Genomic DNA, 23,442 nt, shown 5'->3' with positions numbered 1-23,442 from the left:
TGTGAATGGACTGTCTGTCAAAAATTGACCCGCTCGCGCTCGACGACGATGGGTCGCCGCCGGACCTGGTTGAAGATCGCAACGATGTATTCACCGAGTACGCCGAGGAAGAAGAGTTGCACGCCGCCGAAGAAGAACAGGCCGATGACGATCGTGGGAATTCCGCGCGGGCCGATGTCGAAGCCCGCGATCTTGAGCAGGAATACGACGAACGCATAGGCGAAGCTCAGCGACGCAATGATCAGCCCGAAGAAGAACGCCGAGCGCAGCGGTACAGTCGAGAAGCTGATGGCACCGAGTAGGCCTTGGTCGATCAGGCTCGACAGCCGGTTGCGCGATATGCCGTGCTTTCGAGCCAGCCAGGTGTAGGGCACACCGATCGAGCGGAAGCCGCATTCGAAAGGCATCATCCGCATGAAGGGCTGTACGTCCTCGAACTGCTTCATGGCGTCGAGCACCTTGCGGTCAACCAGCTGGTAGTCGCCGACGTCGGCCGGATAGTCGACATAGGACATGCGGCTGATCATCTTGTAGTAGAGATGTCGCGCCGTGCGGCTCAGGAACGGCTCCTCGCGCCGCGCGCGGATGCCGAACACGATCTCGTAGCCTTGCTCCCAATGCTTGACGAATGTCGGGATCAGCGCCGGCGGGTCCTGCAAATCGGCCGGCATGAACAGCACCGTGGCGTCGCCGGTCGAGGCCAGCACGCCGTTGTAGGTGTTCCTCAACACGCCGAAATTTCGGGAGTTCACGATGACCTTGACCGAGGGGTCCTGGGCCGCGATCTCCTTCAGGATCTCCACGGTCCGGTCGGACGAGGCGTTGTCGCAGAAGATGTGCTCGCGCTCATAGCCCGGCAGTTCCCGATCGAAGATGTCCTTGACCGCCGCGTAGCACTCACGGATCCCCGCCTCCTCGTTGTAGCAGGGGGTCACAAGGCTGATCTTCTTCGGCATCAATCCTCCAGGACGTCCATCGAGGGAGATCAGTCACCCGCGGGTCTAAATCAGGCGGATGGCCGCCGCCCGAGGCGGTTGGCGCTCCGAAGGTGGGGTTGCCATCTCTGAAGCGTTTCTTTAGCAGGTAGGCTGACAACTTCAACCGCTGCTAAAGCGGGGTCATAGATGCCTGATCCTGTTGACAAGACTGGGCTAATCGTTCTGATGTGACGTTTCCTGCTGGACGGGTGTGAGCATGAAGGCAGTGATTTTGGCGGGCGGGTTCGGCACTCGCATCACCGAAGAGAGCCACGTCAAGCCGAAACCCATGATCGAGATCGGCGGCAAGCCGGTCCTGTGGCACATCATGAAGATCTTCTCGTCCCACGGCATCGACGAGTTCATCATCTGCTGCGGCTACAAATCGTACGTCATCAAGGAGTATTTTGCGAACTACTTCCTGCATATGGCCGATGTGACGTTCGACCTCGCCAACAATTCGATGGAAGTTCACAACAAGTTCGCCGAGCACTGGAAGGTGACGCTGGTCGATACCGGCCTCAACACCATGACCGGCGGACGGCTCAGGCGCATCAAGGACTATGTCGGCAACGAGACCTTCTGCATGACCTATGGCGATGGCCTCGCGGACGTCGATATCGGCGCGCTCCGGGCGTTCCATTGCGCCCACGGGCGTCACGCGACGGTCACCGCCATTCAGCCGCCGGCGCGATTCGGTGCGCTCGACATCGACGACGACGTCGTTCAGCATTTCGAGGAAAAGCCGCGCGGGGACGGCCGCTGGATCAACGGCGGCTTCTTCGTTCTGGAGCCGGCGATCTTCGACTATCTCGGCGACGATGCGACGATCTGGGAGCAGGAGCCGCTCAAGCGCTTATCGCAGGACGGCCAGCTTGCCGCCTACCGCCACGCCGGTTTCTGGGAGGCGATGGACACGCTACGGGACAAGCTGCATCTGGAGCAACTCTGGGACAGCGGGCGGGCGCCCTGGAAGCGTTGGCCATGAACGCCGGTTTCTGGACAGGCAAGCGCGTTCTCGTCACCGGCCATACCGGCTTCAAGGGCGGCTGGCTGGTCGCGTGGCTGCGCCATCTCGGCGCCGAGGTCGCAGGCCTTGCGCTGCCGCCGGCGACGACGCCCAATCTGTACGAACTGGCGCAGACCAGGCAAGACATCGTGTCGATTTTCGCCGACATCCGCGATCCCGCTGCTGTCAAGGCGGCGTTCGAGCGGTTCCAGCCCGAAATCGTGTTCCATATGGCGGCGCAGGCCATCGTGCGTGCGTCCTATGAGGACCCGGTTGGTACTTACGCGACCAACGTGATGGGCACCGTGCATGTGTTCGAGGCGGTGCGGAGTTCCGGCGTGCGCGTGCTGGTCAACGTCACGAGCGACAAATGCTACGACAACAGGGAATGGGTCTGGGGCTACCGCGAAACGGATCCGCTCGGCGGCAAGGATCCTTACTCCAGCAGCAAGGCCTGTGCGGAACTGGTTACGGCGGCTTACCGGTCGTCGTTTTTCAGTGGACCAAGCCGGATCGGGTTTGCTAGCGCCCGCGCTGGCAACGTCATCGGCGGCGGCGACTGGGCTCAGGACCGCCTCATCCCCGACGTAATTGCGGCGATTCGCAGCCAGCAGCCGGTGCCGGTCCGGAATCCCGAGGCGGTACGGCCGTGGCAGCACGTGCTCGAGCCGTTGTCGGGCTATCTCTTGCTCGCCGAGCATCTGTGGCGGGACCCGGCCGCCTTCTCCAGTGAATGGAATTTCGGTCCCGACGCCGACAGTGTGCGCACCGTGCGCTGGCTGGTCGACCGCCTGGCCGTGCTGTGGGGTGTTCCGCCTCAGCAGATGCCGCAGCCGGGCCAGCATCCGCATGAGGCGCGGCTGTTGTCGCTCGACAGTTCCAAGGCGCGGGCCCTGCTCGGCTGGGCGCCGCGGTGGGGCCTCGATCGTGCCGCCTCCGCCGTGGTGGAATGGTACAAGGCTTTCGAGCAAGGCATAGCGGTCAGGCCGGTGATGGTTGACCAGATCGATGCTTTCATGAACACACAACGCGACTAGCTGAATTTCTCCGGCCCGAGCGGGCCGCAAACCGGATCCAATATCATGGCGACCACGTCGACGAGACCGCTCACCGAGATCAAAGGCTGCGAAGTCTGCGGCAACGACAAGCTGGTGCCGGTGCTCGACCTCGGCCTGCACCCGCTGTGCGACGATCTGGTGACGGTCGGTGATTCGCGCCAGTGCCGCGAATATCCGATTCTGATCGATTTCTGTCCGATCTGCGCCACCGGCCACCAGCGCTTCCAGGTCCCGAAAGAGGATTTGTTCCCGAAAGACTATCACTATCGCTCGCGCTTCACCGCCGACGTACTCTCCGGGATGAAGAGCCTGGTGGCGACCTGCGCGGAGCGAATGGGGGCATTGACGGGCAAGGCGGTCCTCGACATCGGCTGCAATGACGGCAGCCTGCTCGACTTCTTCCGCGAGGCCGGCGCGAAGACGGCCGGCATCGAGCCGACCGGTGCTGCCCGGGACGCCGCTGCGAAAGGCCATTTCGTGGTGCAGAACTATCTCGGCGCCGAGACCGCGGCCGAGATCCGTCGCGGCGTCGGCACGCCCGACATTATCACGTTCACCAACGTGTTCGCCCATATCGAAAATCTGAACGGCGTGCTCGCGGCGCTGAAGACGCTGCTCGGCCCGAATACGGTGATCGTGATCGAGAATCATTATCTCGGCGCGGTGCTCGATCGGCATCAGTTCGACACTTTCTATCATGAGCACCCACGCACCTATTCGTACAAGTCGTTCAGCTTCATCGCGAAGTCACTCGGCCTCGACATCGTCAATGTCGAGTTTCCCGCGCGCTATGGCGGCAACATCCGCGTCATCCTCGGACACTCAGCAAATAGCGATGCCGTGGCGGCCGACGTCATTGCGCGCGAGAACAATTTCGTGGCCGAGTTCGGCAAGCTCGCGCGCGACGTCGAGCTCTGGACGGCGCGCAAGGGCGAAGAGTTGAGGAAGATCATCGCGACGCACGGCCCTATCAGAGCCAAGGCGTTTCCGGGCCGCGCGGCCATCCTGGTCAAGCTGCTCCGCTTGACGGAAAAGGAGATCATCGCCGTCCACGAGAAACCCGGTTCGATCAAGATTGGGCATTATGTGCCGGGCACCCGCATTCCGATCGTGTCCGACGACGAATTGTTCGCGCATGGTGACCAGGGCAAGCCGCTGCTCAATCTCGCCTGGCACATCTCGCGAGAGATCCGCCAGTATCTGTCCGACAACGGCTACAAGGGGCAGGTGATTGACGTGCTCGGCGCCGACGATTTCCATGCTTGAGGCACCCGTCTTCACGATCCTCGGATCGGGTTTCGGAATGTACGGATATCTGCCTGCGCTGATCGAGTGCGGCATGAGAGTGGCACTGCCCGAGCGTTATCGAACGGTCGTCGCAGAACGCAGCGAGCTGTCCCAGTACATGCCGCAAATCATCTGGTGCGAAAGCATGGACGGGGCCCTGGAACAAGCATACGGAGCCGTCGTCGCGCTTCGCCCGGCCGATCAGGCCGCGTGGATTCCGCGCCTTGCCCGCATGCCCAATCTCCGCGACCTCATCCTGGAAAAGCCGGTCGCGCCCTCACCGCAAATGGCGGCCGAGCTCCTGGAGGTTCTTGATCGCTTCGGCAAGCGTTACCGCGTAGGCTATACATTCCGCTTTCTACCCTGGGCCAAGCTTCTGCGTTCGGCGCTCGCAGAAAGACCTGAAAGGGTCTCAGTGAACTGGAGCTTTTTGGCGCATCACTATCGCGCCAATCTGCAAAACTGGAAGCGCTTCGATGTTAGTGGAGGCGGGGCGCTGCGCTTCTACGGCATCCACCTAATTGCGTTGCTTGCCGAACTTGGCTACGGCGACGTCTTGACCTCGGCGGCGTCGGGGCCTTCAGACGCGGAAACAGCGGAGTGGGAAGCAACCTTTGGCGGAGAGGCTTTGTGTCCCTTCGGATTGAAAATTGACACGCGCGCCAGCGAACCCTCGTTCACGATCACCGTCCGGCGGCGGGATCGAGAAGACGAGTGTATTGTAGAACAGTCGGATCCATTCTCATCAATCCGACCAAGCATCTCGAATGGTCGAGATCCGCGCGTCGATGTTCTCGGCCGGCTGTGCCACTCGTTCGATGAGGCGGATATGCCCAACGCAAAGCGTCAGCAGGCAATCATCGGCCTCTGGGCGGGCGTTGAGAAGAAATCGGAGCGCCGTTAGCGGGCTTGCTGGATTTTCAAAGCATCTTGACGAGCAAGCTCCCAAATATCGGCGTCGACCTGATGGTTTTGCACATCGGGATATGGAGCATAGGATTTTTCCACCACTTCCAGCGCAGAGCCAGGCATCAGGATTAGTGTCCGGTAGGCCTCGTAGCTCCAGCTCAACCAGAGAGAGAAGATGATGGAGGTTGCGGCCAGGCGCGATCGCGTCGAGCGCCCAATCTCACAAGCGCAAATGACCAACAGCGTTCCGTAAGCATACGCTGGCAGCGCAAGATGGCGGTCGCGCGCGTAGGAATATGAAAAAACGGTGCCTCCCAGAATCATTATCAGGATTACCACTAGCCAAATTGGAAGATTTCGCTGTCGCTTCCAGACGACTAGACCAATGACAATCAAGATGGTTGAGGCCGTATGTAGAAGAGCGTGATAAGTCACGTGAGAAATGATTATGCCCCACTGCGTCGCACGGAATAGCAAGGCCCCCAGTTGCGCAGCCACGTTGTAGACGTAGAGATTGTAGACGGCATTCCCCGGAAACGTCGCCTGCCTCTCTGCTTGCGAGAGGTAATCGAAGAGGTAGCCGACCGACTCGTTGACGCCGCCAGCTCCGATCGACGGCCCCAGCACAAGCGCGCGGAACAGCAGATAAACGGCTATAATACCACCAAAGACCACTGTCGCGCGCATGGGCAAGCTTCGCAGAAAATAAAGATAGAACGCTCCGAGAGCCAGGCCATTCTCTTTCGACAGCAACGCCACCGCAAAAGCCATTGCGCAAAGCGTTAGCTTGACGCTGTGTGACCTCTCGGACAGGACCACGGTCAAGCTGGCGGCAAAACTAATGACTACGATGACGTGAGGCAGCTCGCTAATCCAGACGATGGAGCCCGTAAGAAAAGGGGAGCCGAGGCTGAAGCTAACCAGCAGCAGCGAAGCCTCCCACGGTAAGCGCAGTTTTCGGAAGCTAAGATAGCCGAGCCACATCAGAAGCAGAAAGCATCCGAATTGCACGGCCCGATAGCCGGCGCGCTCCATGCCGAAAATTGCGTAGAGGCTCTTTAGGAATATTTCGGCGACTGGCCGGTAGAATGGGCTTGATAGCATCCACGCCGCCGACAAAGGCAGTTCTAAAAAGCTTTGATGCCTCAGCTTGGTGAACCAGATGAGGTCATCGTTGGGCTCGAAAGGCTGCTTCATCATGGTATTGAGCAACAGCCAGGTGAGTCCGATGGTACCGACGGCCATGATGGCAAGCAGCACCGAGCGAAGATTTATTTGCTCTGGGAAGCTAGGCAACTGCGGCCTTACCACATCAATTCTACCACCCACGGCCTTCTCGGTCATCCTCACAACCCTTCGTAGGAACGCAATCCGGATCTTTAGTAAAGGTTCTCGGCCGAGTCGATTGCTGTTCTCGGAGTGTTCCGAATTAGCCTGGGATGCAACAGGGCCCGAAGCAGCCACCTGTCAGCAGCGAGGCGCTTTTTTCCATTCGTATCAGTGAATCAGTTGGTGTTGCGGCAGAACCAAACGACTGTCGGACGGCTTCAAAAAGTGTCGGGGGGCGGCGATTGGCCAGAAGCCTCACCGTCTCGATGGATCCGTTTGCGACGAAACCTCCGAAACCATATTGCGGTTGGGAACGGTGGCTCTCGCAAAGACTCGTAAGCGCCGAGACCACGGCCGGAACAACGGAAGCAGCAAAGTTGTCGGTCGCGGGATCGAGGACCTCCCGATTCGAGATTGCAAGGTTGGGCCCGCTTTTCCCCCCGTTCACGAGAAAGGACAATTCATAGAAAGGAAAAAATCGGCCAAGCGCGCGGTATTCGCGATCGTCCTCCAAGACCAGCATCATTGTTCCCGCTACGGAGGGATGCTGCTTGAAGGCCTCGAGTAGTGCACTGGTCTCCCGCGCATCTCGGATGAGGCCCTGAGCGAAGGACATGTCGAGCAGCAGGAACGCCGCGCCGATTACGCTGGCGGCCCGCCACAAGAAGCGGCCTGGGGCAATTAGGCGCAGCAGAGCGACAATAGCGAAGCCGCTTGTCAGCATTAACGTCGTCTGGTGGCGCGTTTCCCACAACCCGCTGAAGCGCGGTGGCTGACCGACCATCACATACGGAAACAGGGCACACACCCCGAGCGCTGCCGCGGCGCCCAGTGTCAGGGCTGCGGCAAGTCGCGATTGGCTATTCGGCTGATCGTCTGCGGACGCCAGCGACAGACGAAGAAGCCTGGCCATAATGGTAAAGATTGCGATCGTGATCGCGGCGGCGATAATTAGGTCCGGCAGGTCGGCCTCGTTTGGGACGAGCTTACCCGCATCCCGGAGCTGATCGATGAACGTGAGGACAACTTGCTTGAGACCGGCCGGGACGCTCATCCTGAACTTGTTGTAGTTCGCATAAAGCCCGTAGCTCGGCTCAAACATTTGTTTTGCCGGCCAGTAGATGAAGGGCAGCAGGAGCAACTCGCTACGCGCCATCACAGCACGCACTGTTGCGCTAGCACGTCTCTTGTCGCTGCTCCTCCGCCATCCGTCCAGCGCGACAATCGCCGGAGCGACCCATGCCAGTACCAAGAACGAATTGGTCGAGAACGCCATCACCAGGAGGATGATGATCGCTAGGCGCCGTAGAACGAAGGAGCGACTAAGATCCAGCTGTAGGAGAAGTAACGCGAGCAAGAAAAAGAAGCTTGAGAAGGCGTAAGGGATGGTCGACAGGATGAAACGGGCCTGGTTAAGCGGCACCAGTCCTGTTAGGAGTGCCGCCCAGAACGCATCGGCTGCCGCCCACTGCGTAGTTCGCCGGATGATGGTGTAGACCATGGGCGGCACCGAACAGGATAAGACCAGCGCCGCGGTCGTCCAAACGCGCGGCTCGCCGAGCGCGGCAAAGGGAGCCGCCAAGAAGTATTGCTCGCGCCGTCCCATCTGCTTGAAAAACTCCCAAAACGCTCCAGTTTCAGAGTAGGAGAGGAGAACCCAATCGTCCCAAAGTGCCTGATTGATCAAGATCACCGGTCCCCAGGCGGCAATTGCTGCCATGACCAGTAACACTTGGTATTTGAAGTCGCGCACGCCTTGAGTTCCGATGTTCATCTAGTTGATCGCACGGATTGCCTAATGAGGGGACAGCGACACCTCACCACACGCTTCTGCCGCCATCCATGATCAAGTTCTGACCAGTCATGTAGCTCGATGCGTCCGAGCAGAGGAACTGCACAGCGGAGCGGTATTCGTGGACCTCGGCCATGCGCCCCATGGGGATCAGGCGGGTCAGCCGATCGACGAAGGCGGGGTCCTGGTTATTGAAAACACCGCCTGGCGAGATCGCGTTGACGCGCACGCCGTGATCGGCCCAGTAGGTCGCCAGATATTTCGTCAGCCCGATCAAGCCGTGCTTGATGACCGAGTAGGTCACGGGTTTCACCGGCTGTTCTTCTTCGCGCGTCATTTGCGGCTGGCGATAGAGCCGCTGATCCGGCGCGATCACGCCGAGATCGGAGGCGATGTTGAGGATCACGCCGCGCCCGTGTTTGGCCATGTCGCCGCCGAACACCTGCGCGCACAGCATCGCGCCGGTCAGGCCGACGGCGATCTCGGTCTGCCATTGCGGCACCGGGAACGCCTCGAAGCGCGAGGAGTGCATGACACCCGGAGTCGATGTCACCTTCGGGTCGATGGCGGCGTTGTTGACGAGGATGTCGATGGTGATGCCGCGGCCTGCGAGCTGCTCGTTGGCAGCACGCACCGAGTCGAGCGAGGTGACGTCGATCGCAAGCGCGATCAGATCGGCTGCAGCGTCGTTCTGCTTCAGCGCGGCGACGGCGGCCTCGGCCTGCGTCAAGCCAACATCGGTGACGACCACGCGCGCGCCGGCTTCGCTGAGCGCCGCAACATGCTGCTTGCCCAACAGGCCGCCAGCGCCGGTCACGAGCGCGGTCCGTCCGGTCAAGTCGTAGCGGGAGGAGGGGGTTGCCATCGAAGGCTCCTGTTCAGCTTCTGAGCTGGCCGCCGTCGGCCACGATCACGCTGCCGGTGATAAAGCCGCCACGCGGCGAAGCAAGGAAGGCGACGACGTCGGCGATCTCCCCGGGAGAGCCGAGCCGGCCTAGCGCCACCTCGCGCTGGAGCATGTCGTCGACCGCCTGCTTGTTTTCGGCGATCTTGCGCGCCCAGGTACCGTCCGGGCTCAAGATGTTTCCGGGCGCGACTGCATTGATGCGGATGCCTTCCAGCGCCAGCGGCCGCGCCAGACCGCGCACGGTCGCATTCAGCGCCGCTTTGGCGGCATAGTAGGTGACCGGCGCGCCGAGCGCGGCCATGCCTGCGATCGAGGAGATGCAGACGATCGCGCGGTCGCCGCTGCCACGCGCCATTAGCGGCCGGGCCGCCTCGATCATGTTGGTGGCGGCGAAGAGATTGATGTCCATCACCCGCGACCACTCCGCCGCGGTTTCCTTCCCCGGAGGCACGGAAGCGCCGCTGCCGACGTTGCAAACGAGGATGTCGAGCCGTCCCCACTGCTTTTCGACATCCTGAACAAGGGTGGCGGCGGCGGCGGGATCGGTGACGTCGGCAACGTGAATCGAGCCGCGCCCGCCGACGTCCGTGCGGGCGGCGTTCAGCGCATCGGCGCCGCGCGCCGCAAGCGCGACCTTGGCGCCTTCTGCCGCGAGCGTTGTCGCGATTGCAAGCCCGATCCCGCGGCTGGCGCCGGTGACGAGAGCAATGCGATCGTCCAGCTCGAGCTTCATCGCGCCGCGTTCTCTATCCAGCGAACCGTCATGTCGCGGTACTTTGCCAGCGCGCCGGCGTGGTCGCCGTCGGCGGCACGCGCGGTTTGCAGGATGTACTGGCCCTTATAGCCGGATCGCTCGATCAGCCGGATCGTCTTGGCAAGGTCCGCGTTCCCGGTGCCGAGCGGCACGGTCGTGCCGCCGCGAACGCGGTCTTTCACGTGCACATTGAGGATGCGCGGCGCGTAGGCGCCGATCTCCTCGTCGCTGTCATAACCGAGCGAGGCGCTGTTGCCGCTGTCGTAGTTGATGCCGAAGACGTCGGCTGGATACGCCTCCAGGAACCGGGCGAGCTCGCGCGGCGGCAGATCGGATTCGAACACGATCTTGACGTTCCGTCTTGCAAGCTGCTCGGAGCGAGCGAGCAACACGCGCTTCAACGTATCGCTGTCGCTCTCGCGCTCGATCTTGCCGTTGTCGACCAGCGGGATCACGATGAATTCGATGCCGATGCGGCTACAGGAGGCGATCAGCAGATCGAGGTCGGCGACGAGCGCGTCGCGCACGACGGCATCGACCCTCCAGAACGGCGCCTGCATGAAGCAGTCGCCGGTCAGGCTCGGAATTCGCACCCCATGCTCGCGTGACAGCGCGAGAATGGCCTGTTGGCCCGGCTCGGTCGTCAGCGGGTTCTCGCGCAGTCGTTCCTGATCGATGGTCCATTCCATCCACGTCAGGCCGAGCGCCTTCGCACGCGAGAATTCCTCGCGCCACTCGTCCCAGGGGAATGCCTGGATCTTGCCGTCGACGAGACCCGAAAGCCTGCCTTGCATGAAGCCGATGCGTTCGAGCGTTGCGGTCACGGTTGCTTGTCCGAGTTGATGGCGAGGCCCTTTGTGGTCCAACCGCCGTCGATGAAGAGTTCCTGTCCGGTCACATAGGCGGAGGCTTCCGACGCCAGGAAGACGGCGGCTCCCACCATGTCGGCGGGCTGTCCCCAACGGCCGAGCATCGTGTGGCGACGCCTCGCCTCGTGCATGTCGGGATCGGCAAAACTCTTCGCGGTCATCTGGGTCGCGACATAGCCGGGCGCCAGCGCGTTGACGCGGATGCCGTCGGGCGCATAGTCGGTGGCGAGCGCACGCGTCAGCCCGGCAAGACCGGCCTTCGCCGCCACGTAGCCGGGATTTCCGGGAAAGCCGCGGACCGAATTGATGCTGGTAACATTGATGATCGCAGCAGAGCCCGCGTTCTTCAGAAGCGGATGGGCGGCAAGGATGGTCGCGTAGACGCCGGTGAGGTCGGTTGCGACCGTGGCACGGAAGCGCGCGAGCTCGCTCCCGGCGCTTTGGGCCGGCAGGCTGATACCGGCGGCGTTGACCAGCGCGTCGATGCGTCCGCCTTGTGCGGCCACGGTGCGGAATGCGCTCTCGATGGCCTCGTCATCAGAGAGATCGCAGGCAACCGCGCTCACGCCCCGTGGTGCGGTTCCGGAACGGCTGAGGCCGAACACCGTAGCGCCCGCATCCTGCAGGCCGGTCGCGATCGCAGCGCCAATACCGCGGGAGGCGCCGGTGACGACCGCGATCTTGCCGGCGAGAGAGAAGGCGCTGAGGTCAGGCATATCCGTAACTACGCATGATGGCGGCGCAAAGCTTGACGTCCTCGGGACGATCGATCTGGAACATCTTGTGACGATCCATCACGTGAAAACCGATCTTGCCGCCGAGACGATTGTTCTGCTCGCGCAGGAGTGATGGGATTAGGACGTAGAACGAGCCGTTCTCCAGGTAGCGCTTCTCGATCTGCTGCCGCATGCGCCGATTGTGATAGTCGTAGTTGATCGGCTCCGGCCCGCTCGCGCCGATACGCCAGTTGAAATAATCCTCGACCTCGCAGACCGAGAGCAGGCTGTCGAGATGGTCGCGATCGAAGGTCGCAAGCGCGTTCTCGATGTCGCTGGACTCGCGGATCGGCGACGTCGCCTGGAGCGCGACGATCCGCTCGAATCGCCCCATCCGCTCGTCGATCGCGTTGAGCGCGTGCAGCCAGGCGGATTCGGAGGAGGCGAGGTCACCCGAGATGTCTTCGGGGCGCCGCACGCCGACGGCGCCGGCAGCTTCGGCCGCGGCAAGGATATTGTCGCTGTCGGAAGAGACTGCCACGACGTCGACGCCGCGCGCCGCGCGTGCCTGCTCGACCGTCCACGCGATCAACGGCTTGCCGCAGAGATCGAGCAGGTTCTTGTGCGGAATGCCCTTCGAGCCGCCGCGCGCAGCGATCACGGCCAGCGTCTTGCGCGCCATCAGATATGCCCCTCGAGCCGCTCGAGCGCGATCCAGAAGCCTTCACCCATATTCTTGTGGCCCTGCCAGATTTCGGGAATGAAGGACGCGGTCGGCGCATGCTTGCGCAACACCCGTCCGATTTCGTCGAAATCGATCTCGCCTTCGCCGACCTGGAGCCCTTCGCCGTCGAGTCCCTTGGCGTCCCCGAAATGCAAATGCGCAGTGTGGGGCCCGAGCTCCGCCAAGCCTTGTGCGAAGTCGAAGCCGAAATGGTTGGCGGCGAGCTTGGTGTGGGAGATGTCAACGCACATCCGCAGATCATGCTTGGCGCAAAACGCGGCGGATTCCTCCGGGAAGATAAAGATGTTCTGGTGGCGCTGGCCGCCGAAATGCCAGGGGAACGGCGCCATCGTTTGCGGCGTCAGCTCGACGCCGTCCATGTCGAGTTCCTTCAGGCTCTGGGCGAAGATGCGGTAGCGCTCGGCCTTCTCCTCCGGCGGCAATGGCTCGTCCATGGTGAAGCCGCCGATGTTGGCGACGATGGGCGGGCGCTTCGTCTTGGGAAAGAATTTCTTGAGGCCGCGGGTGATGTCGATCACCGCCTGGGTCTGCTCCAGCGAATATCGCCGCAGCGCCTCGTCGGGGGTTGCAAGGTCCATCAGCTTGGAGCCGGCAAACAGCTCCGGCGCATGCACGACGAAGCCGAGATCATAGGTGCCGGAGAGATACGTCGCGGGGTCGCGCTCCATGTCGCTGTAGCTGAGATGGAACTCGATGATATCTGGCTCGCAGATCTCCAGGAAGCGCGCGGTGTCGTGATAGCGCACCGGCACGCCCCAGGGCCGGTCGAAGCGGTAGCGCCGCGCTTTCGCGATGCCTTCGTCGAGGTCGCTCTGGAAGAAATAGTCATCGGCCGCCATCGTCCGCGTCAGCTTGCGGCCGAGCAGGGCCGGCATCTTCAGCGGCGACAGGCCTTGACCCGGGCTCTTCACGGCGATGTCGCTGTCGGAGATCACGGTGCCGGCCGGAAGGTCGCGCGCGGCCACCAGGCTCTTGGCAAGGTTTTCACGGTTGATCAGCTCACCCTGGCTCAGCGCGCGCTCTGCCAGTTGCTCGCCGCGCGCCGCCTCCACTTCGCGGATGCCCGAGACCAGCGTCTTGAATTCTTCCGGCTCCAGGCTCGCGGCGTGGTCCGGACCTTCCATCCCGCGGTCGAGCGTGATGTGGCGTTCGATAACGACGGCGCCAAGTGCCACCGCGGCCGTCGAAACGGCGACGCCGCGCTCATGGCCCGAATAGCCGACGAGCGGATGGATCTCGCGCAGCGTTTCCATGAAACGCAGATGGATGTTGTGGAGCGCGGCCGGATAGGTGCTCTGGCAGTGCAGCAGCACGTAACTCGCATCGCGGTCGTCGAGGAATTTCGCCGCGGTCTTGATTTCGTCCGTCGTGCTCATGCCCGTGGAGACGATCAACGTCTTGCCGGTGCCGGCAAGGCACGCCAGCAGTGGCAGATTGGTGAGATCGGCGGAAGCGACCTTGTAGGCCTGCACGCCGAACCCTTCCAGCACGGCGACGCTCTTTGCGTCCCAGGGCGTGCAGAGATACTGGATGCCCTTTGCTACGCAGTACTCGGCGATCTTCTTCTGCTGCACGATCGGGAGTTCGAAGCGGCGCAGGAGATCGAGCGTATATTCGACGGCGAGGTCGTCGTCCTTCCCGGACAGGCTAGACGCGCGATAGACCTCGTCGAGCTTGCGCATCTGGAATTTGGCGCAATCGGCACCGGCCGCCACCGCGGCATCGACCAGCGCAATGGCGCGATCAAAGTCGCCATTGTGGTTGTTGCCGATCTCGGCGATGACGTAGCAGGGCTCGCCATCGCCCAGAGGACGATTGCCGATGCGGACGGAGGCAGGCTGGTTGGGCGATGTCATCAACATTCTCGTCTCATATCGTCAGGCGAATCGCGCGGGAAAGCGCGACTTCCACGTCCGCAGCCCGTTCTCTTCGAACATGATGCGCGAACAGCTGTGCCCCTGCTGTTCCAGTGCGGCAATGAGCTGATAGCGCTCGAACGGACGCACGAAGAACATGAAGTAACCGCCGCCACCGGCGCCCAGTAGCTTGCCGCCGACCGCGCCGTGCTGTTTGGCGAAATCGTAGATCGCATCGATCGCGTCCGATGAGATCTTCGAGCTAAGCTTCCGCTTGGCGTGCCAGGCGTCGTCGATCAGCCGGCCGCATTCCAGCAACTGGCCGCGCAGCAGATGCCGCCGGATGTCGCGCGTCACTTCCTTCTGCTTGGCGGCCGCGGCGACGGCGTCGTTGGTCTCGTGCTGGGCCTTCTGGTCGCGGTGGATGGCGCCGGAATCGCGGCCGGAGCCGGTGTAGCAGAGTACTAGGCTTTCCTCGAGCTCGGCGATGATGTTGGGATCGAGACGAAGCGGCACGATGGTGTTCTGGTCGGCGAAGAACTCCATGTGATTGAAGCCGCCGAACACGGTGGCATACTGATCTTGCCAGCCGCCGGGAATGTTAAGCATCAGCCGCTCGGCCTGGAACGCCATCTCGGCGACCTCGTGACGGTCCCATTGGTCGCCGCGAAATTCGTTGAAGCAGCCGATGATGGCGGACGAGACCACTGCCGAGCCACCGAGTCCGGAGCCGACCGGGAAGTCGGCGGACACTTCGAGCTCGAAGCCGTAAGTCGGCTTGATCAGGCGCACGACCGACTTGATGAGCGCGAGATCGCCGCCCGAGCCAAGTTCTGCGAGATCGCCGACCTCGACCGTACAGCGGAAATCGTGCGAATAGATCCTGATGCTGGGATCGCTCCGTCGCCGCAGCGTTGCGTGAGCGTACATCTTGATCGTGGCGTTGATGACAGCGCCGCCGTCATTTGCCACGAAATAATGCGTCAGGTCGGTGCCGCCGCCGGAGAAGCTGATCCGCACCGGCGAGCGCGCGCGCGCGAACACTTCGCTCTCTTCCGACAGGTTGAACAGCTCGCGGCTGAATACGTCGACCAGCCGTCCCTCGCCATCGAGGATCGGCACCACGTGCACCCGCTGGTCGAGCAGCTTGAGGATTTGCTCGCGCGGCCCGCCGCTGCGCGCCCAGACGAAGTTGCGATTGATGCACGTTGCCACCTGGTGCTGAATCGTGGTGCCGGTCAGCATGCGCCTGCGGATGTCACCGTCGGTCACCGCGCCGACGATTCGCCCGGTTGTGTCCTGCGCAAACAGGATACCGAGCATGTTCGCATTCAGGCGCCGGAAGGCTTCCTCAATGGTCTCGGTCTCGGCGATGGTGACGAGAGTTCGTTCGAGCACGTTTGGGGTCCAGGAAGGGCCTACTCCAGGCCATATCGTAGCAGGGTTGGTAATACGGGAGCCACAGGGTCGATGCAAGGTTCCTGGGCCCGAGGCATTGCCCCAAAATAGCTGCCGCCAGGCCTCCGCCGTGCCGTTGCCGATTTACATTGGCCGCGGTTTCTGTAGAAGGCTCGCGGAAGGGCTACACGACATGCATGTGATCGGAATCAGTTCGGGGATCAAGCACGGCCACCACGATGGCGCGGCGGTGCTGTTGCGCAACGGCGAGTTGATCGCGGCCGTCGAAAGGAGCGCTTCGCGACGCCAAGACGGGCTGCGGCGACGACTGCATCGCCGGCGGCGTGGGGCTGAACTGCAAGATGAACATGGAGACCGCGGCCGAACCGTCCGTGAGGCGTCTCTACGTTCCGCGGTGCCGCGCGACGCGGGCGTGGCGCTGGGCGCCGCGATGGACAAATGAGCCGAGGCAGGCCATCCCATCGCGCCGCTGACCCACCCTTATTGGGGCCCGAAATATTCCAGCGACACGATTCGCGAGACGGTGGACAAGATCGGCGCGCGGTTCGAGTTGCTCGACGATCCCTTGTCGCGCTGCGAGGAGTTTCGCCCGTTCTGCCCGTCGGTGTTGTGCGAGCGCCAGGCCGAATATTCTGAAAACACCTTCCACGCGCCCTTCCTGGTAGTGACGTTTCCGGTCAACCAGAAAGTCGCCGACACGATGCCTGCGGGGGTTCATGTCGACAACACCGCGCGAATCCAGAGCGTCCATGCGGACAGCAATCCTCTCTACGACCGATTAATCGGCGAGTTCGCGGAAGCCACGTTGCTGCCCGTCCTGATCAACACGAGCCTCAACATTAACGAGCAGTCGACCATGAATGCGCCCCTGGAGGCGCTTCATACGTATTTCTGCACGGTCTGGACGTGTTGTATCTCGGCAACTATCGGCTGACCAAAGCGGGCGGCTAACAAGGTTTGACCCAGGCAGCCGTCCGGCCTCGCTGTCACGATAGTCTCTGACAATTTCCTTGATGGCCGGTGCGACCGGTCTTGACCACAGTTTCAATCGGCCATTCACTGCTCGCGAGGTAATGCCGTATCTTTTTTCGATCCGGAGCTTCTGTGGGTGAGTGACCGCGTGCTTCTCTTCACCTCGGGGCTTACGGTTTCGCTGTTGGTTCGCGCATATAGGCAAAATATTTGTCGGCGACTGCCGGTACCGTACGCCACGGTCACTCTCTTCGAGCGCTCTGCCGCAGCATATCTTGTCATGAGCAACACGTACCGTGTCCTTCATTCGGAGGCAAAAAGCCTTCATCCGAATCGGCGGGAATCGATTGCGCGCCACAAACTGCTGTTTGCATCCCCGATCAGATCGTATTCCCCGAGTGGAAGCCGTCTATCTTTCTAGCGCAGACGTAATAGTGAACATGGAGTGTATCGCCAGATATTTCGGTAAGTCCGAATTGAAGTAACGGCGCCCAGATCGTGTAATCACGGGAGTAGCCGTGATCGTTCGATTGTTCGGTAAAACGCTGCACCAGCCTCAACATCATGAGCACGCGCGGCTCGAGGCGCTTCATACCAATTCTTTCTTGAGGCTTGACGTGCCTGTATCTCGGCAGGTGTCGGCTGTCAAAGCAGATTTGAGAAAGCCGGGCTCAGAACGGGGGCCAGCTCGTTGCTAGTTGTCGGACGCCCGGTGAAGCAGCGAAAGAGGTTTTCAGTGGCCGGTCGACCAATCTGCCGGGCGGGTTGCGCCGGCAGGGATAGTCATTTTCGGAGGCACCGATCGAGCATCGGTGCCGCCGCGCGTAGGAAGGCCTCTGACCAGCGCTCCGCGCTCTCGGCATTCAAATGACTTTCATCCAGCGTTGCGAGAGCGTCGAGATGAGGCACGATCACCGGGAGTTGGAATCGTTCTCCGAGGCGATCGGCAATCGGTTCGTCCGTCAGCACGCTGTTAGGCACGGCGGTGAGGATGATGCATTGGCGGCGAATGCGAAGGGTTCGCAGAAAGCTATCCGCGGCCTTTTCAAACTCTCGCATTGTCTCTTCATCGGGCGTCGGCGGACGGGTTGCCGGATCGATTGGAATGGACCTGTTCAGTTCGGCAAAGGTGCCTTGCCAGAGCCAGTCACCGGTCTCGCGCCGGCGCCACAAGGTCTGGAGCTTTTGACTGCATGCGAAGGGAAAGGTTTCGCAAATCGGTCTTACGATGCGCGTGAAGGCGGCCTTGAGCAGGTAACCGTAGAGCGTTCTCCAGTAGAGCGAGTTTTGCTTCGCGATGAACATGGCAGCAGGCGTTGACAGCAATTGCTCGCTGAAGAAAGTTCCGTCTGCATTGATGACAATGACGTCGGGATTGAGATCGTATTGATCAATCAAGCGCCCAATGAACACCATGTTCTCGAAATAGGTGAAACCCGCGAGATAATACGGCATATTCTTCTCTTGAAAATAGTGCCGAGTTGCCTCGGTTGAGAAACCGAATTGCAGGCGGCTGTTGCCGAGAAAGAGGATGCGCGCCGAGCGTAGGGCCTTCGTCGCCTCCGGCTCGAGATTCCAGTAGAAAGCGCCGTGTTCGTAATCACCGTAATCGTCGCTGTTGCAATAAGTGAGGAAGGCGGTCGGGTCGGCGTTGGTCCGGCACGCCAGCGCCTTGGGCAGCCAGTAGACGAGCGGGAAAATCGCGGTGGACATGCCTGCCGCCAGGACAAAGACGATGATGAGACCGAGATTGCGCATCACGGCGTCAGAAACGGAAATACAGAAATGCCGTCGGCTGCCCGCCGAGAATGGCGGCCAGGCTCGCGCCGAAGGCGACACCGCCGAGTGCAGCCCATCCGAGCGACGGCCTCGAGATCTCTCCTATGTCGGGAACGAGATCTCCCCTTCGGGTGAAGATTTCGCTGGTGTTGGGAGCCATAAGCGCGATCACCGCAAGCGCAGCAATCCAAGTCCAACCGAGCATGCTGGTTGCCGTACCGCCACCGTTGAAGCCTAGCATGGATGTCCAGAGTTCGGCGGCAGAAGCGAGGGTCGTGGCGCGGAACGGTACCCACGCGAAAATGACGAAGATCAGCACGAGCGTCCACGAGATGAGTGCGGGAACCCGCAAGCCCGTCGAGCGCCAAGCGTGGTTGAACAGCAGGCCGAGGCCGTGCAGCGTACCCCAGACGACGAAGGTCCAGGCGGCGCCGTGCCAGAGGCCGCCGAGCAGCATTGTGACAAACAGGTTGAGATAGCGTCGAAGCGGGCCGTGTCGATTGCCGCCCAACGATATGTAAAGGTAGTCGCGCAGGAAGCGCGAAAGGGTCATGTGCCAGCGGCGCCAGAAGTCGATCAGCGAAGTCGCTTTGTAGGGACTGTTGAAATTGGCGGGGAACACAATCCCAAACATCAGCGCGAGTCCGATTGCCATGTCGGAGTAGCCCGAAAAGTCGAAATAGAGCTGGAGCGTGTAGGCCAGCGCCGCCTGCCACGCCAGGCCGAAGCCGGGGATCTGCCCGTGATCGGCGGCGCCGAAGACCGCGCTTGCGAAAGGCTCGATGCCGTCGGCGAGAACGACCTTTTTGAACAGCCCGGCCGCGAACCAGCAGAGGCCGGTCACGAGTGCGGCTGTGTTGAGCGTGTAGGTTTCTGGCCGCGCAAACTGAGGCATCATTTCTTTGTGGTGCAGGATCGGGCCGGCGATCAAATGGGGAAAATACGATACGAACAATCCGTAATGAACAGGATTATACTCGCTTGCCTCGTCGCGATAGCAATCCACGAGAAACGCGATCTGCGTGAAAGTGAAGAACGAGATGCCGATCGGTAACGCCACATGCAGCGCAGGCGCGCCAAGGGAAGCGAGGTTCTCGGCGAGGAAGTTGGCGTATTTGAAGTAGGCCAGCAGGCCGAGATCGATGGCAATCCCGGCGCCCAGAACCGCTTTGCTATGGGTTGAAGAAATCGCGCGGCCCATCAGGTAGTTGAAGACGATTGAGGCGGAGATTAGCGGTATCAGGAATTTCGGATCGTCCCAGCCATAAAAGACGAGCGAGACCGTGAATAACCAGGTTGACGCCATGGTGCGCAGTCCAATTCTCCCGAGTACGAAGAAGACTAAGAAGACGATTGGGAAGAAGACAAAAAGAAACTTCGTTGAGTTGAACAGCATCGACCTTCGCTCGTTTCGCGCTGCAAAGTACGGGACGCGCGAAGGAAGATCAACTGAGCGACGCCGGGGAGGTGAGAGGCCGCTGAACGATGCCGCGCGGTCGCCGGGAAGGCCCCAATGGGCACCGAGGCCTTTTGCAGGGCGGCAGTTCTATTTGCGCAGCACGGGCGTGCGCGCGAGCGCCGGTCTGCGCGATGCGGAGACCGCCCTTTCTCATCGATCCGCCAGCGGCCCTTGCCTCGTTAACATCCACCCGTCGGATCACTCGCCCTTCCCCCGAGAAAATGGTACGAACTGGGAAGTCGCGCTTCTAGATCTGCCTCGAGCTAGGTGTCGCCAGGATCGCGTGCGGGCTCTTAGGTTAGTTGTGATCTGGCGGTGATTGAGGGCGCGGAACGAAAGCAAATAGGATATTTCTCGAGCTTGGAACAGTATGAGAAGGCTGCCCTCTCGCGACAACGGCGTGGGAGCTCGCATGTGAAGCGGAATTCCGGTGAGAAACACAAGCTGGCAGGACCATTTGGCAGTGTAGGTCTTAGGCAAGAGAGCGTCGCGCCGAGTGGACGGCCTGCTAGTATTACAAAGTCTTGGAGGCTGCATGAACTACATTTTCCCGCTGCTGGCTGTCGCGATCACCATCTGCCTGTTTGTGCTCTACGCGATGGTGCGGCAGAACTTGCGTCGATCCCGCCGCGCGGATGAGGTTCCTCACTGGCCGGATTCGAGCCTGAGATAGGGATCCCGTAGAAGCGTCTATTCGCAACGCAGGCGCGAAAAACCGAAACTGAGCTTGCGCCGTCGGGCAAAGCAACAGATAGAGCCTCCTTGGAAGTAGCCGTTTTCGGTCGAGGAAGAGATGAGACGAGCGCTTGCCATAGTGATGATGCTACTCTTGCCGACGGATCAAATCGGAGTTGCAGCTCTGGATCTAGCGATGGAATTGGCTGGTAACGCGGCGAAGCGCTGATCTGCTAGACACGCTAGTTGAGGCCGCTAACGTCCTTAGGCCGGGCGGAGCCGCCCGTGATCACAGAGACCCATGTGCGGATCAAGCTACCCGAGACTGACCTAAAGTCAGTGCAAAGCCTTGGTAGCATTGAGCTCAAAGACGAAGCGGGCGGACACGTCGGCCAATACTTTTTAGTCCCCCTTTCCCCGCGAAGGTCGGCGGTCGTTCCGCTATGCGCCGCTGTCGGCTGGACTCTGCCTCAGGCTGCCATTTTTATTGACCTGCGCCCCGGTTGGATTTCGAGATCAGTTCTCCGATTTCCTTCCTGCGTTCACCTAGGCGCTCTTCAAGTTGCTGCACCCTGAGATCGTAGTCTCCGCGCGTTGGTAATATCTTCCGCATCAAGGCTAGGACGAGCCTGGGATGACCGCGGCACAGCCAACGCAAATAGCCGACGGTGCCTTCCTCACCCCCGCTGACCTCCATTCCATCGAACATGGCTGAGACCAGTTCAAGGGCCATCGCCTCTCGATTCAGCGTACCTTTTTGGCGCCCGCCAGTCTTAGTCCTACCCTTCTGAAAGCGGTTGCTAAGTTCGGCTTGGCTTGGATTAGTCGCGCGAGATTTCGGCATAGCTGAGCTCAAAGCCGGGATAACAGCCGTCCTAGCCGTTTGATCTCGGCGGCGAGTTCTTCATCGCCAGACGGCATTACTTTCAAGAGCATGCTAACAAATTGTCGGGGAGCTCGCCGGCTTTCGCGCGCGAAATAGTTGACCAAGTCCTCGTAGCCCCCTTCGCGTAGGACGCAATAGACAGCACTGGTGAGATCGTCACGCGGGGGCAGCCCAGTTTTCTACCACCGGTTTTCACTCGGCCAGCCTTAAATTGCGTTGGTTGCTTGACCTCTCTTGGTCCGGGCTGACGTGGCTCGCGCATGGGAATGCCTATCTCGCAGCCTATTTTTTTTCGGCCGCAAGTGTCGTAATTAAGGCGCCCTCGAGGGCCAGAATACGCTTAGATGACGTTCGGGCTGCCGGGGCGAGTAATTAGGCGATCCGCCGTCGTTACCCGGTGGCAAATATGGCTCGAACGATGAAAGTGATCCGGCGGTTTCAAGAGGGCTGCGGCCATGCACCTGCGCTTGCAAATATCGACGAGGATGGAAGCGATTACTGAACTCGCTCAAGTAAACATTGCATGTTGAGGCGGCAGACGGCGGTGGCCACGTCAGAGAAGATGATCGCTGTGGTCTCTCAATACCGAACATTTGCCGCCCTCAGTTTCGACGTTATGGCTTGGCTTTACCGCCCGCGCGCGAAGGAGCTCGGGGGACGAAACTTTGAGGATCTTATGCACATAGGGAAAAAGAAGGTTTGGTCGCCCCTCTATTTTGGTTTTTGAGTTGAGTTTGGCTCGGTCGGCAACATTCGAATGAAGACTACCGCTCGTCCGCGATCACCTTACCGTCGTTCGGCAGCGCACCGGGCCTCACCAGTTCAACCTCGCCTCCGAGTTTCGTCACTGCGCGCAAGGTGCCTGCAATCTCCTCGCGCAACGCATCGTTCGCGGTCGCCGTCTCCGCTTTCAGCGTCATTGCATCGGCCTCGCCTCGGCGCGTGACGACGAGGCGTAATCTTCCGAGGGCGGAATGGCGCTTGCCGATCTCGGCGACCTGCTCGGGGCGGACGAACATGCCCTTGACCTTGGTGGTCTGGTCGGCGCGACCCATCCAGCCCTTGATGCGCATGTTGGTGCGCCCGCAGGGACTGGTCCCCGGCAGTGCCGCGGTGAGGTCGCCGAGAGCGAGCCGGATCCAGGGATGGTGCGGGTCGAATGAGGTCACGACGATCTCGCCGACGTCGCCGGGCGCCACGGGATCGCCGGTCCCGGGCTTGACGATCTCCATGATCAGATCCTCGTTCACGACCATGCCGTCGCGCGCGCTAGTTTCGAAGGCGATGAGGCCGAGATCGGCGGTGCCGAAGGCCTGGTAAGCGTCGATGCCGCGTGCCTTGATCTCGGCCTGGAGCGAGGGCGGGAAGGCCGCGCCCGAGACCAGCGCGCGCTTGATCGAGGAGACGTCGTGGCCCGAGCTTGCGGCAGCATCGAGCAAGATCTTCAGGAAGTCCGGCGTGCCGCTGTAGCCGACGGGACGGTAGGCCTCGATCAGCTCGAATTGCTGCTCGGTATTCCCTGGACCAGCCGGGATCACGGCGCAACCCAGCGCGCGGGCCGAGGCATCGAAGATGAAGCCGCCGGGGGTGAGATGGTAGCTGAAGGTGTTGAGCACGATGTCGTCGGGCCGGAACCCGGCCGCGAACAGCGCCCGTGCGCCGCGCCAGGGGTCAGGCTGCCGCCCCTCCGGCTCGAAAATCGGCCCGGGGGAGGTGAAGAGGCGGGCGAACGAGCCGGGCGCCGCCGCGACGAACCCTCCGAAGGGCGTGGAGGCCTTGTGCAGGGCCGGCAGTTCTGACTTGCGCAGCACCGGCAGGCCCGCCAATGCCGCCCTGGAGGTCACGGTAGCCGGATCGACGCCTTTCAGCCGATCGGCATAGGCGGGCGCGCTCATCGCAGAGCGCAGCACGCCTGGCAGGCGGGAGAACAGATCGGCCTCGCGCGCGGCTTGGTCGCGCGTCTCGAGGGCGTCGTAATGGGCGGTCATGGCTGATCTTTCCGGGTTGGCATCCGTTGCGCGCCGCCGCCGGCATGGGTATCAGA

At 61.3% G+C, this 23,442-nt stretch carries 21 protein-coding genes; 7 read left to right on the top strand and 14 right to left on the bottom strand.

Annotated elements, in window-relative coordinates; genetic code table 11:
• Window positions 1-17: 17 nt before the first annotated feature.
• The gene (locus IVB19_RS25055) at window positions 18-956 is read right to left on the bottom strand and encodes a glycosyltransferase family 2 protein (protein ID WP_247819969.1); all 939 of its coding nucleotides are present in this window, start codon (window positions 954-956) and stop codon (window positions 18-20) included.
• A 238-nt stretch (window positions 957-1,194) separates the two neighbouring features.
• On the opposite strand from IVB19_RS25055, the gene rfbF reads away from it, so the two are divergent.
• The 4 genes from rfbF to IVB19_RS25035 are packed head-to-tail and all read left to right on the top strand — an operon-like array spanning window position 1,195 to window position 5,235.
• Complete coding sequence (gene rfbF, locus IVB19_RS25050; RefSeq protein ID WP_247819968.1) at window positions 1,195-1,965, top strand: glucose-1-phosphate cytidylyltransferase; 771 nt, start codon at window positions 1,195-1,197, stop codon at window positions 1,963-1,965.
• On the top strand, window positions 1,962-3,023 hold the full coding sequence (rfbG, locus tag IVB19_RS25045; protein WP_247819967.1) for a CDP-glucose 4,6-dehydratase: 1,062 nt from the start codon (window positions 1,962-1,964) through the stop codon (window positions 3,021-3,023). The genes rfbF and rfbG overlap by 4 nt, the downstream gene beginning before the upstream one ends.
• Window positions 3,024-3,068: 45 nt before the next feature.
• Complete coding sequence (locus IVB19_RS25040; protein ID WP_247819966.1) at window positions 3,069-4,310, top strand: class I SAM-dependent methyltransferase; 1,242 nt, start codon at window positions 3,069-3,071, stop codon at window positions 4,308-4,310.
• On the top strand, window positions 4,303-5,235 hold the full coding sequence (locus IVB19_RS25035; RefSeq protein WP_247819965.1) for a Gfo/Idh/MocA family oxidoreductase: 933 nt from the start codon (window positions 4,303-4,305) through the stop codon (window positions 5,233-5,235). The genes IVB19_RS25040 and IVB19_RS25035 overlap by 8 nt, the downstream gene beginning before the upstream one ends.
• On the opposite strand, the gene IVB19_RS25030 is transcribed toward IVB19_RS25035, so the two are convergent.
• From IVB19_RS25030 to IVB19_RS24990, 9 genes are all read right to left on the bottom strand, one after another.
• On the bottom strand, window positions 5,232-6,584 hold the full coding sequence (locus IVB19_RS25030; RefSeq protein ID WP_247819964.1) for a hypothetical protein: 1,353 nt from the start codon (window positions 6,582-6,584) through the stop codon (window positions 5,232-5,234). The genes IVB19_RS25035 and IVB19_RS25030 overlap by 4 nt on opposite strands.
• Window positions 6,585-6,669: 85 nt before the next feature.
• Window positions 6,670-8,343 carry a hypothetical protein gene (locus IVB19_RS25025; protein WP_247819963.1) on the bottom strand — a complete coding sequence of 558 codons (1,674 nt, stop codon included), beginning with the start codon at window positions 8,341-8,343 and terminating at the stop codon, window positions 6,670-6,672.
• Window positions 8,344-8,386: 43 nt separating this feature from the next.
• The gene (locus IVB19_RS25020; protein ID WP_247819962.1) at window positions 8,387-9,226 is read right to left on the bottom strand and encodes an SDR family oxidoreductase; all 840 of its coding nucleotides are present in this window, start codon (window positions 9,224-9,226) and stop codon (window positions 8,387-8,389) included.
• Window positions 9,227-9,239: 13 nt separating this feature from the next.
• Window positions 9,240-10,001 (bottom strand): SDR family NAD(P)-dependent oxidoreductase, encoded by a 762-nt coding sequence (locus tag IVB19_RS25015; RefSeq protein ID WP_247819961.1) that lies wholly within the window; start codon window positions 9,999-10,001, stop codon window positions 9,240-9,242.
• The gene (locus tag IVB19_RS25010; protein ID WP_247819960.1) at window positions 9,998-10,846 is read right to left on the bottom strand and encodes a sugar phosphate isomerase/epimerase family protein; all 849 of its coding nucleotides are present in this window, start codon (window positions 10,844-10,846) and stop codon (window positions 9,998-10,000) included. The genes IVB19_RS25015 and IVB19_RS25010 overlap by 4 nt, the downstream gene beginning before the upstream one ends.
• Window positions 10,843-11,607: an SDR family oxidoreductase gene (locus IVB19_RS25005; protein WP_247819959.1), complete on the bottom strand. Its 765-nt coding sequence runs from the start codon at window positions 11,605-11,607 to the stop codon at window positions 10,843-10,845. Before IVB19_RS25005 ends, IVB19_RS25010 begins: the two co-directional genes overlap by 4 nt.
• Window positions 11,600-12,289: an acylneuraminate cytidylyltransferase family protein gene (locus IVB19_RS25000; protein WP_247819958.1), complete on the bottom strand. Its 690-nt coding sequence runs from the start codon at window positions 12,287-12,289 to the stop codon at window positions 11,600-11,602. The genes IVB19_RS25005 and IVB19_RS25000 overlap by 8 nt, the downstream gene beginning before the upstream one ends.
• Entirely contained in the window at window positions 12,289-14,214 is a 1,926-nt protein-coding gene (locus IVB19_RS24995; RefSeq protein ID WP_247819957.1) for an N-acetylneuraminate synthase family protein, read from the bottom strand. The genes IVB19_RS25000 and IVB19_RS24995 overlap by 1 nt, the downstream gene beginning before the upstream one ends.
• Before the next feature lie 15 nt (window positions 14,215-14,229).
• A complete protein-coding gene (locus IVB19_RS24990) occupies window positions 14,230-15,606 on the bottom strand; it encodes a GHMP family kinase ATP-binding protein (protein WP_247819956.1) in 1,377 nt (458 codons plus the stop codon).
• A 193-nt stretch (window positions 15,607-15,799) separates the two neighbouring features.
• On the opposite strand from IVB19_RS24990, the gene IVB19_RS24985 reads away from it, so the two are divergent.
• Together IVB19_RS24985 and IVB19_RS24980 are read left to right on the top strand one after the other, a co-directional pair.
• Window positions 15,800-16,069 (top strand): hypothetical protein, encoded by a 270-nt coding sequence (locus IVB19_RS24985; protein WP_247819955.1) that lies wholly within the window; start codon window positions 15,800-15,802, stop codon window positions 16,067-16,069.
• Window positions 16,070-16,150: 81 nt separating this feature from the next.
• Complete coding sequence (locus IVB19_RS24980) at window positions 16,151-16,561, top strand: carbamoyltransferase C-terminal domain-containing protein (protein WP_247819954.1); 411 nt, start codon at window positions 16,151-16,153, stop codon at window positions 16,559-16,561.
• Window positions 16,562-17,382: 821 nt separating this feature from the next.
• On the opposite strand, the gene IVB19_RS24975 is transcribed toward IVB19_RS24980, so the two are convergent.
• Together IVB19_RS24975 and IVB19_RS24970 are read right to left on the bottom strand one after the other, a co-directional pair.
• Window positions 17,383-18,357 (bottom strand): hypothetical protein, encoded by a 975-nt coding sequence (locus IVB19_RS24975; protein ID WP_247819953.1) that lies wholly within the window; start codon window positions 18,355-18,357, stop codon window positions 17,383-17,385.
• Between the two features lie 7 nt (window positions 18,358-18,364).
• Complete coding sequence (locus IVB19_RS24970; RefSeq protein WP_247819952.1) at window positions 18,365-19,774, bottom strand: MBOAT family O-acyltransferase; 1,410 nt, start codon at window positions 19,772-19,774, stop codon at window positions 18,365-18,367.
• 598 nt (window positions 19,775-20,372) lie between these two features.
• Between IVB19_RS24970 and IVB19_RS24965 the strand changes: the two genes are divergently transcribed.
• Window positions 20,373-20,510 carry a hypothetical protein gene (locus IVB19_RS24965; protein WP_247819951.1) on the top strand — a complete coding sequence of 46 codons (138 nt, stop codon included), beginning with the start codon at window positions 20,373-20,375 and terminating at the stop codon, window positions 20,508-20,510.
• A gap of 486 nt (window positions 20,511-20,996) precedes the next feature.
• On the opposite strand, the gene IVB19_RS24960 is transcribed toward IVB19_RS24965, so the two are convergent.
• Complete coding sequence (locus IVB19_RS24960) at window positions 20,997-21,245, bottom strand: hypothetical protein (RefSeq protein ID WP_247819950.1); 249 nt, start codon at window positions 21,243-21,245, stop codon at window positions 20,997-20,999.
• 917 nt (window positions 21,246-22,162) lie between these two features.
• A complete protein-coding gene (locus tag IVB19_RS24955) occupies window positions 22,163-23,386 on the bottom strand; it encodes a phenylacetate--CoA ligase family protein (protein ID WP_247819949.1) in 1,224 nt (407 codons plus the stop codon).
• Window positions 23,387-23,442: the final 56 nt, after the last annotated feature.

It is taken from the genome of Bradyrhizobium sp. 187, assembly GCF_023101005.1.
GTDB classification, from domain to species: domain Bacteria; phylum Pseudomonadota; class Alphaproteobacteria; order Rhizobiales; family Xanthobacteraceae; genus Bradyrhizobium; species Bradyrhizobium canariense_D.
Note: the sequence above shows the minus strand (reverse complement) of the source record. Positions and strands in the feature narration are given on the sequence as shown.

Bases quoted from the DNA above. Each gene is read 5' to 3' on its own strand.
- IVB19_RS24970 (WP_247819952.1), bottom strand. From the start codon at position 19,774: ATGCTGTTCAACTCAACGAAGTTTCTTTTTGTCTTCTTCCCAATCGTC.
- IVB19_RS25035 (WP_247819965.1), top strand. From the start codon at position 4,303: ATGCTTGAGGCACCCGTCTTCACGATCCTCGGATCGGGTTTCGGAATG.
- IVB19_RS25040 (WP_247819966.1), top strand. From the start codon at position 3,069: ATGGCGACCACGTCGACGAGACCGCTCACCGAGATCAAAGGCTGCGAA.
- IVB19_RS24985 (WP_247819955.1), top strand. From the start codon at position 15,800: ATGCATGTGATCGGAATCAGTTCGGGGATCAAGCACGGCCACCACGAT.
- rfbG (WP_247819967.1), top strand. From the start codon at position 1,962: ATGAACGCCGGTTTCTGGACAGGCAAGCGCGTTCTCGTCACCGGCCAT.
- IVB19_RS24975 (WP_247819953.1), bottom strand. From the start codon at position 18,357: ATGCGCAATCTCGGTCTCATCATCGTCTTTGTCCTGGCGGCAGGCATG.
- rfbF (WP_247819968.1), top strand. From the start codon at position 1,195: ATGAAGGCAGTGATTTTGGCGGGCGGGTTCGGCACTCGCATCACCGAA.
- IVB19_RS24965 (WP_247819951.1), top strand. From the start codon at position 20,373: ATGAACTACATTTTCCCGCTGCTGGCTGTCGCGATCACCATCTGCCTG.
- IVB19_RS25030 (WP_247819964.1), bottom strand. From the start codon at position 6,584: ATGACCGAGAAGGCCGTGGGTGGTAGAATTGATGTGGTAAGGCCGCAG.
- IVB19_RS25025 (WP_247819963.1), bottom strand. From the start codon at position 8,343: ATGAACATCGGAACTCAAGGCGTGCGCGACTTCAAATACCAAGTGTTA.
- IVB19_RS25000 (WP_247819958.1), bottom strand. From the start codon at position 12,289: ATGGCGCGCAAGACGCTGGCCGTGATCGCTGCGCGCGGCGGCTCGAAG.
- IVB19_RS25015 (WP_247819961.1), bottom strand. From the start codon at position 10,001: ATGAAGCTCGAGCTGGACGATCGCATTGCTCTCGTCACCGGCGCCAGC.
- IVB19_RS24955 (WP_247819949.1), bottom strand. From the start codon at position 23,386: ATGACCGCCCATTACGACGCCCTCGAGACGCGCGACCAAGCCGCGCGC.
- IVB19_RS24995 (WP_247819957.1), bottom strand. From the start codon at position 14,214: ATGTTGATGACATCGCCCAACCAGCCTGCCTCCGTCCGCATCGGCAAT.
- IVB19_RS25055 (WP_247819969.1), bottom strand. From the start codon at position 956: ATGCCGAAGAAGATCAGCCTTGTGACCCCCTGCTACAACGAGGAGGCG.
- IVB19_RS24960 (WP_247819950.1), bottom strand. From the start codon at position 21,245: ATGGCCCTTGAACTGGTCTCAGCCATGTTCGATGGAATGGAGGTCAGC.
- IVB19_RS25020 (WP_247819962.1), bottom strand. From the start codon at position 9,226: ATGGCAACCCCCTCCTCCCGCTACGACTTGACCGGACGGACCGCGCTC.
- IVB19_RS25005 (WP_247819959.1), bottom strand. From the start codon at position 11,607: ATGCCTGACCTCAGCGCCTTCTCTCTCGCCGGCAAGATCGCGGTCGTC.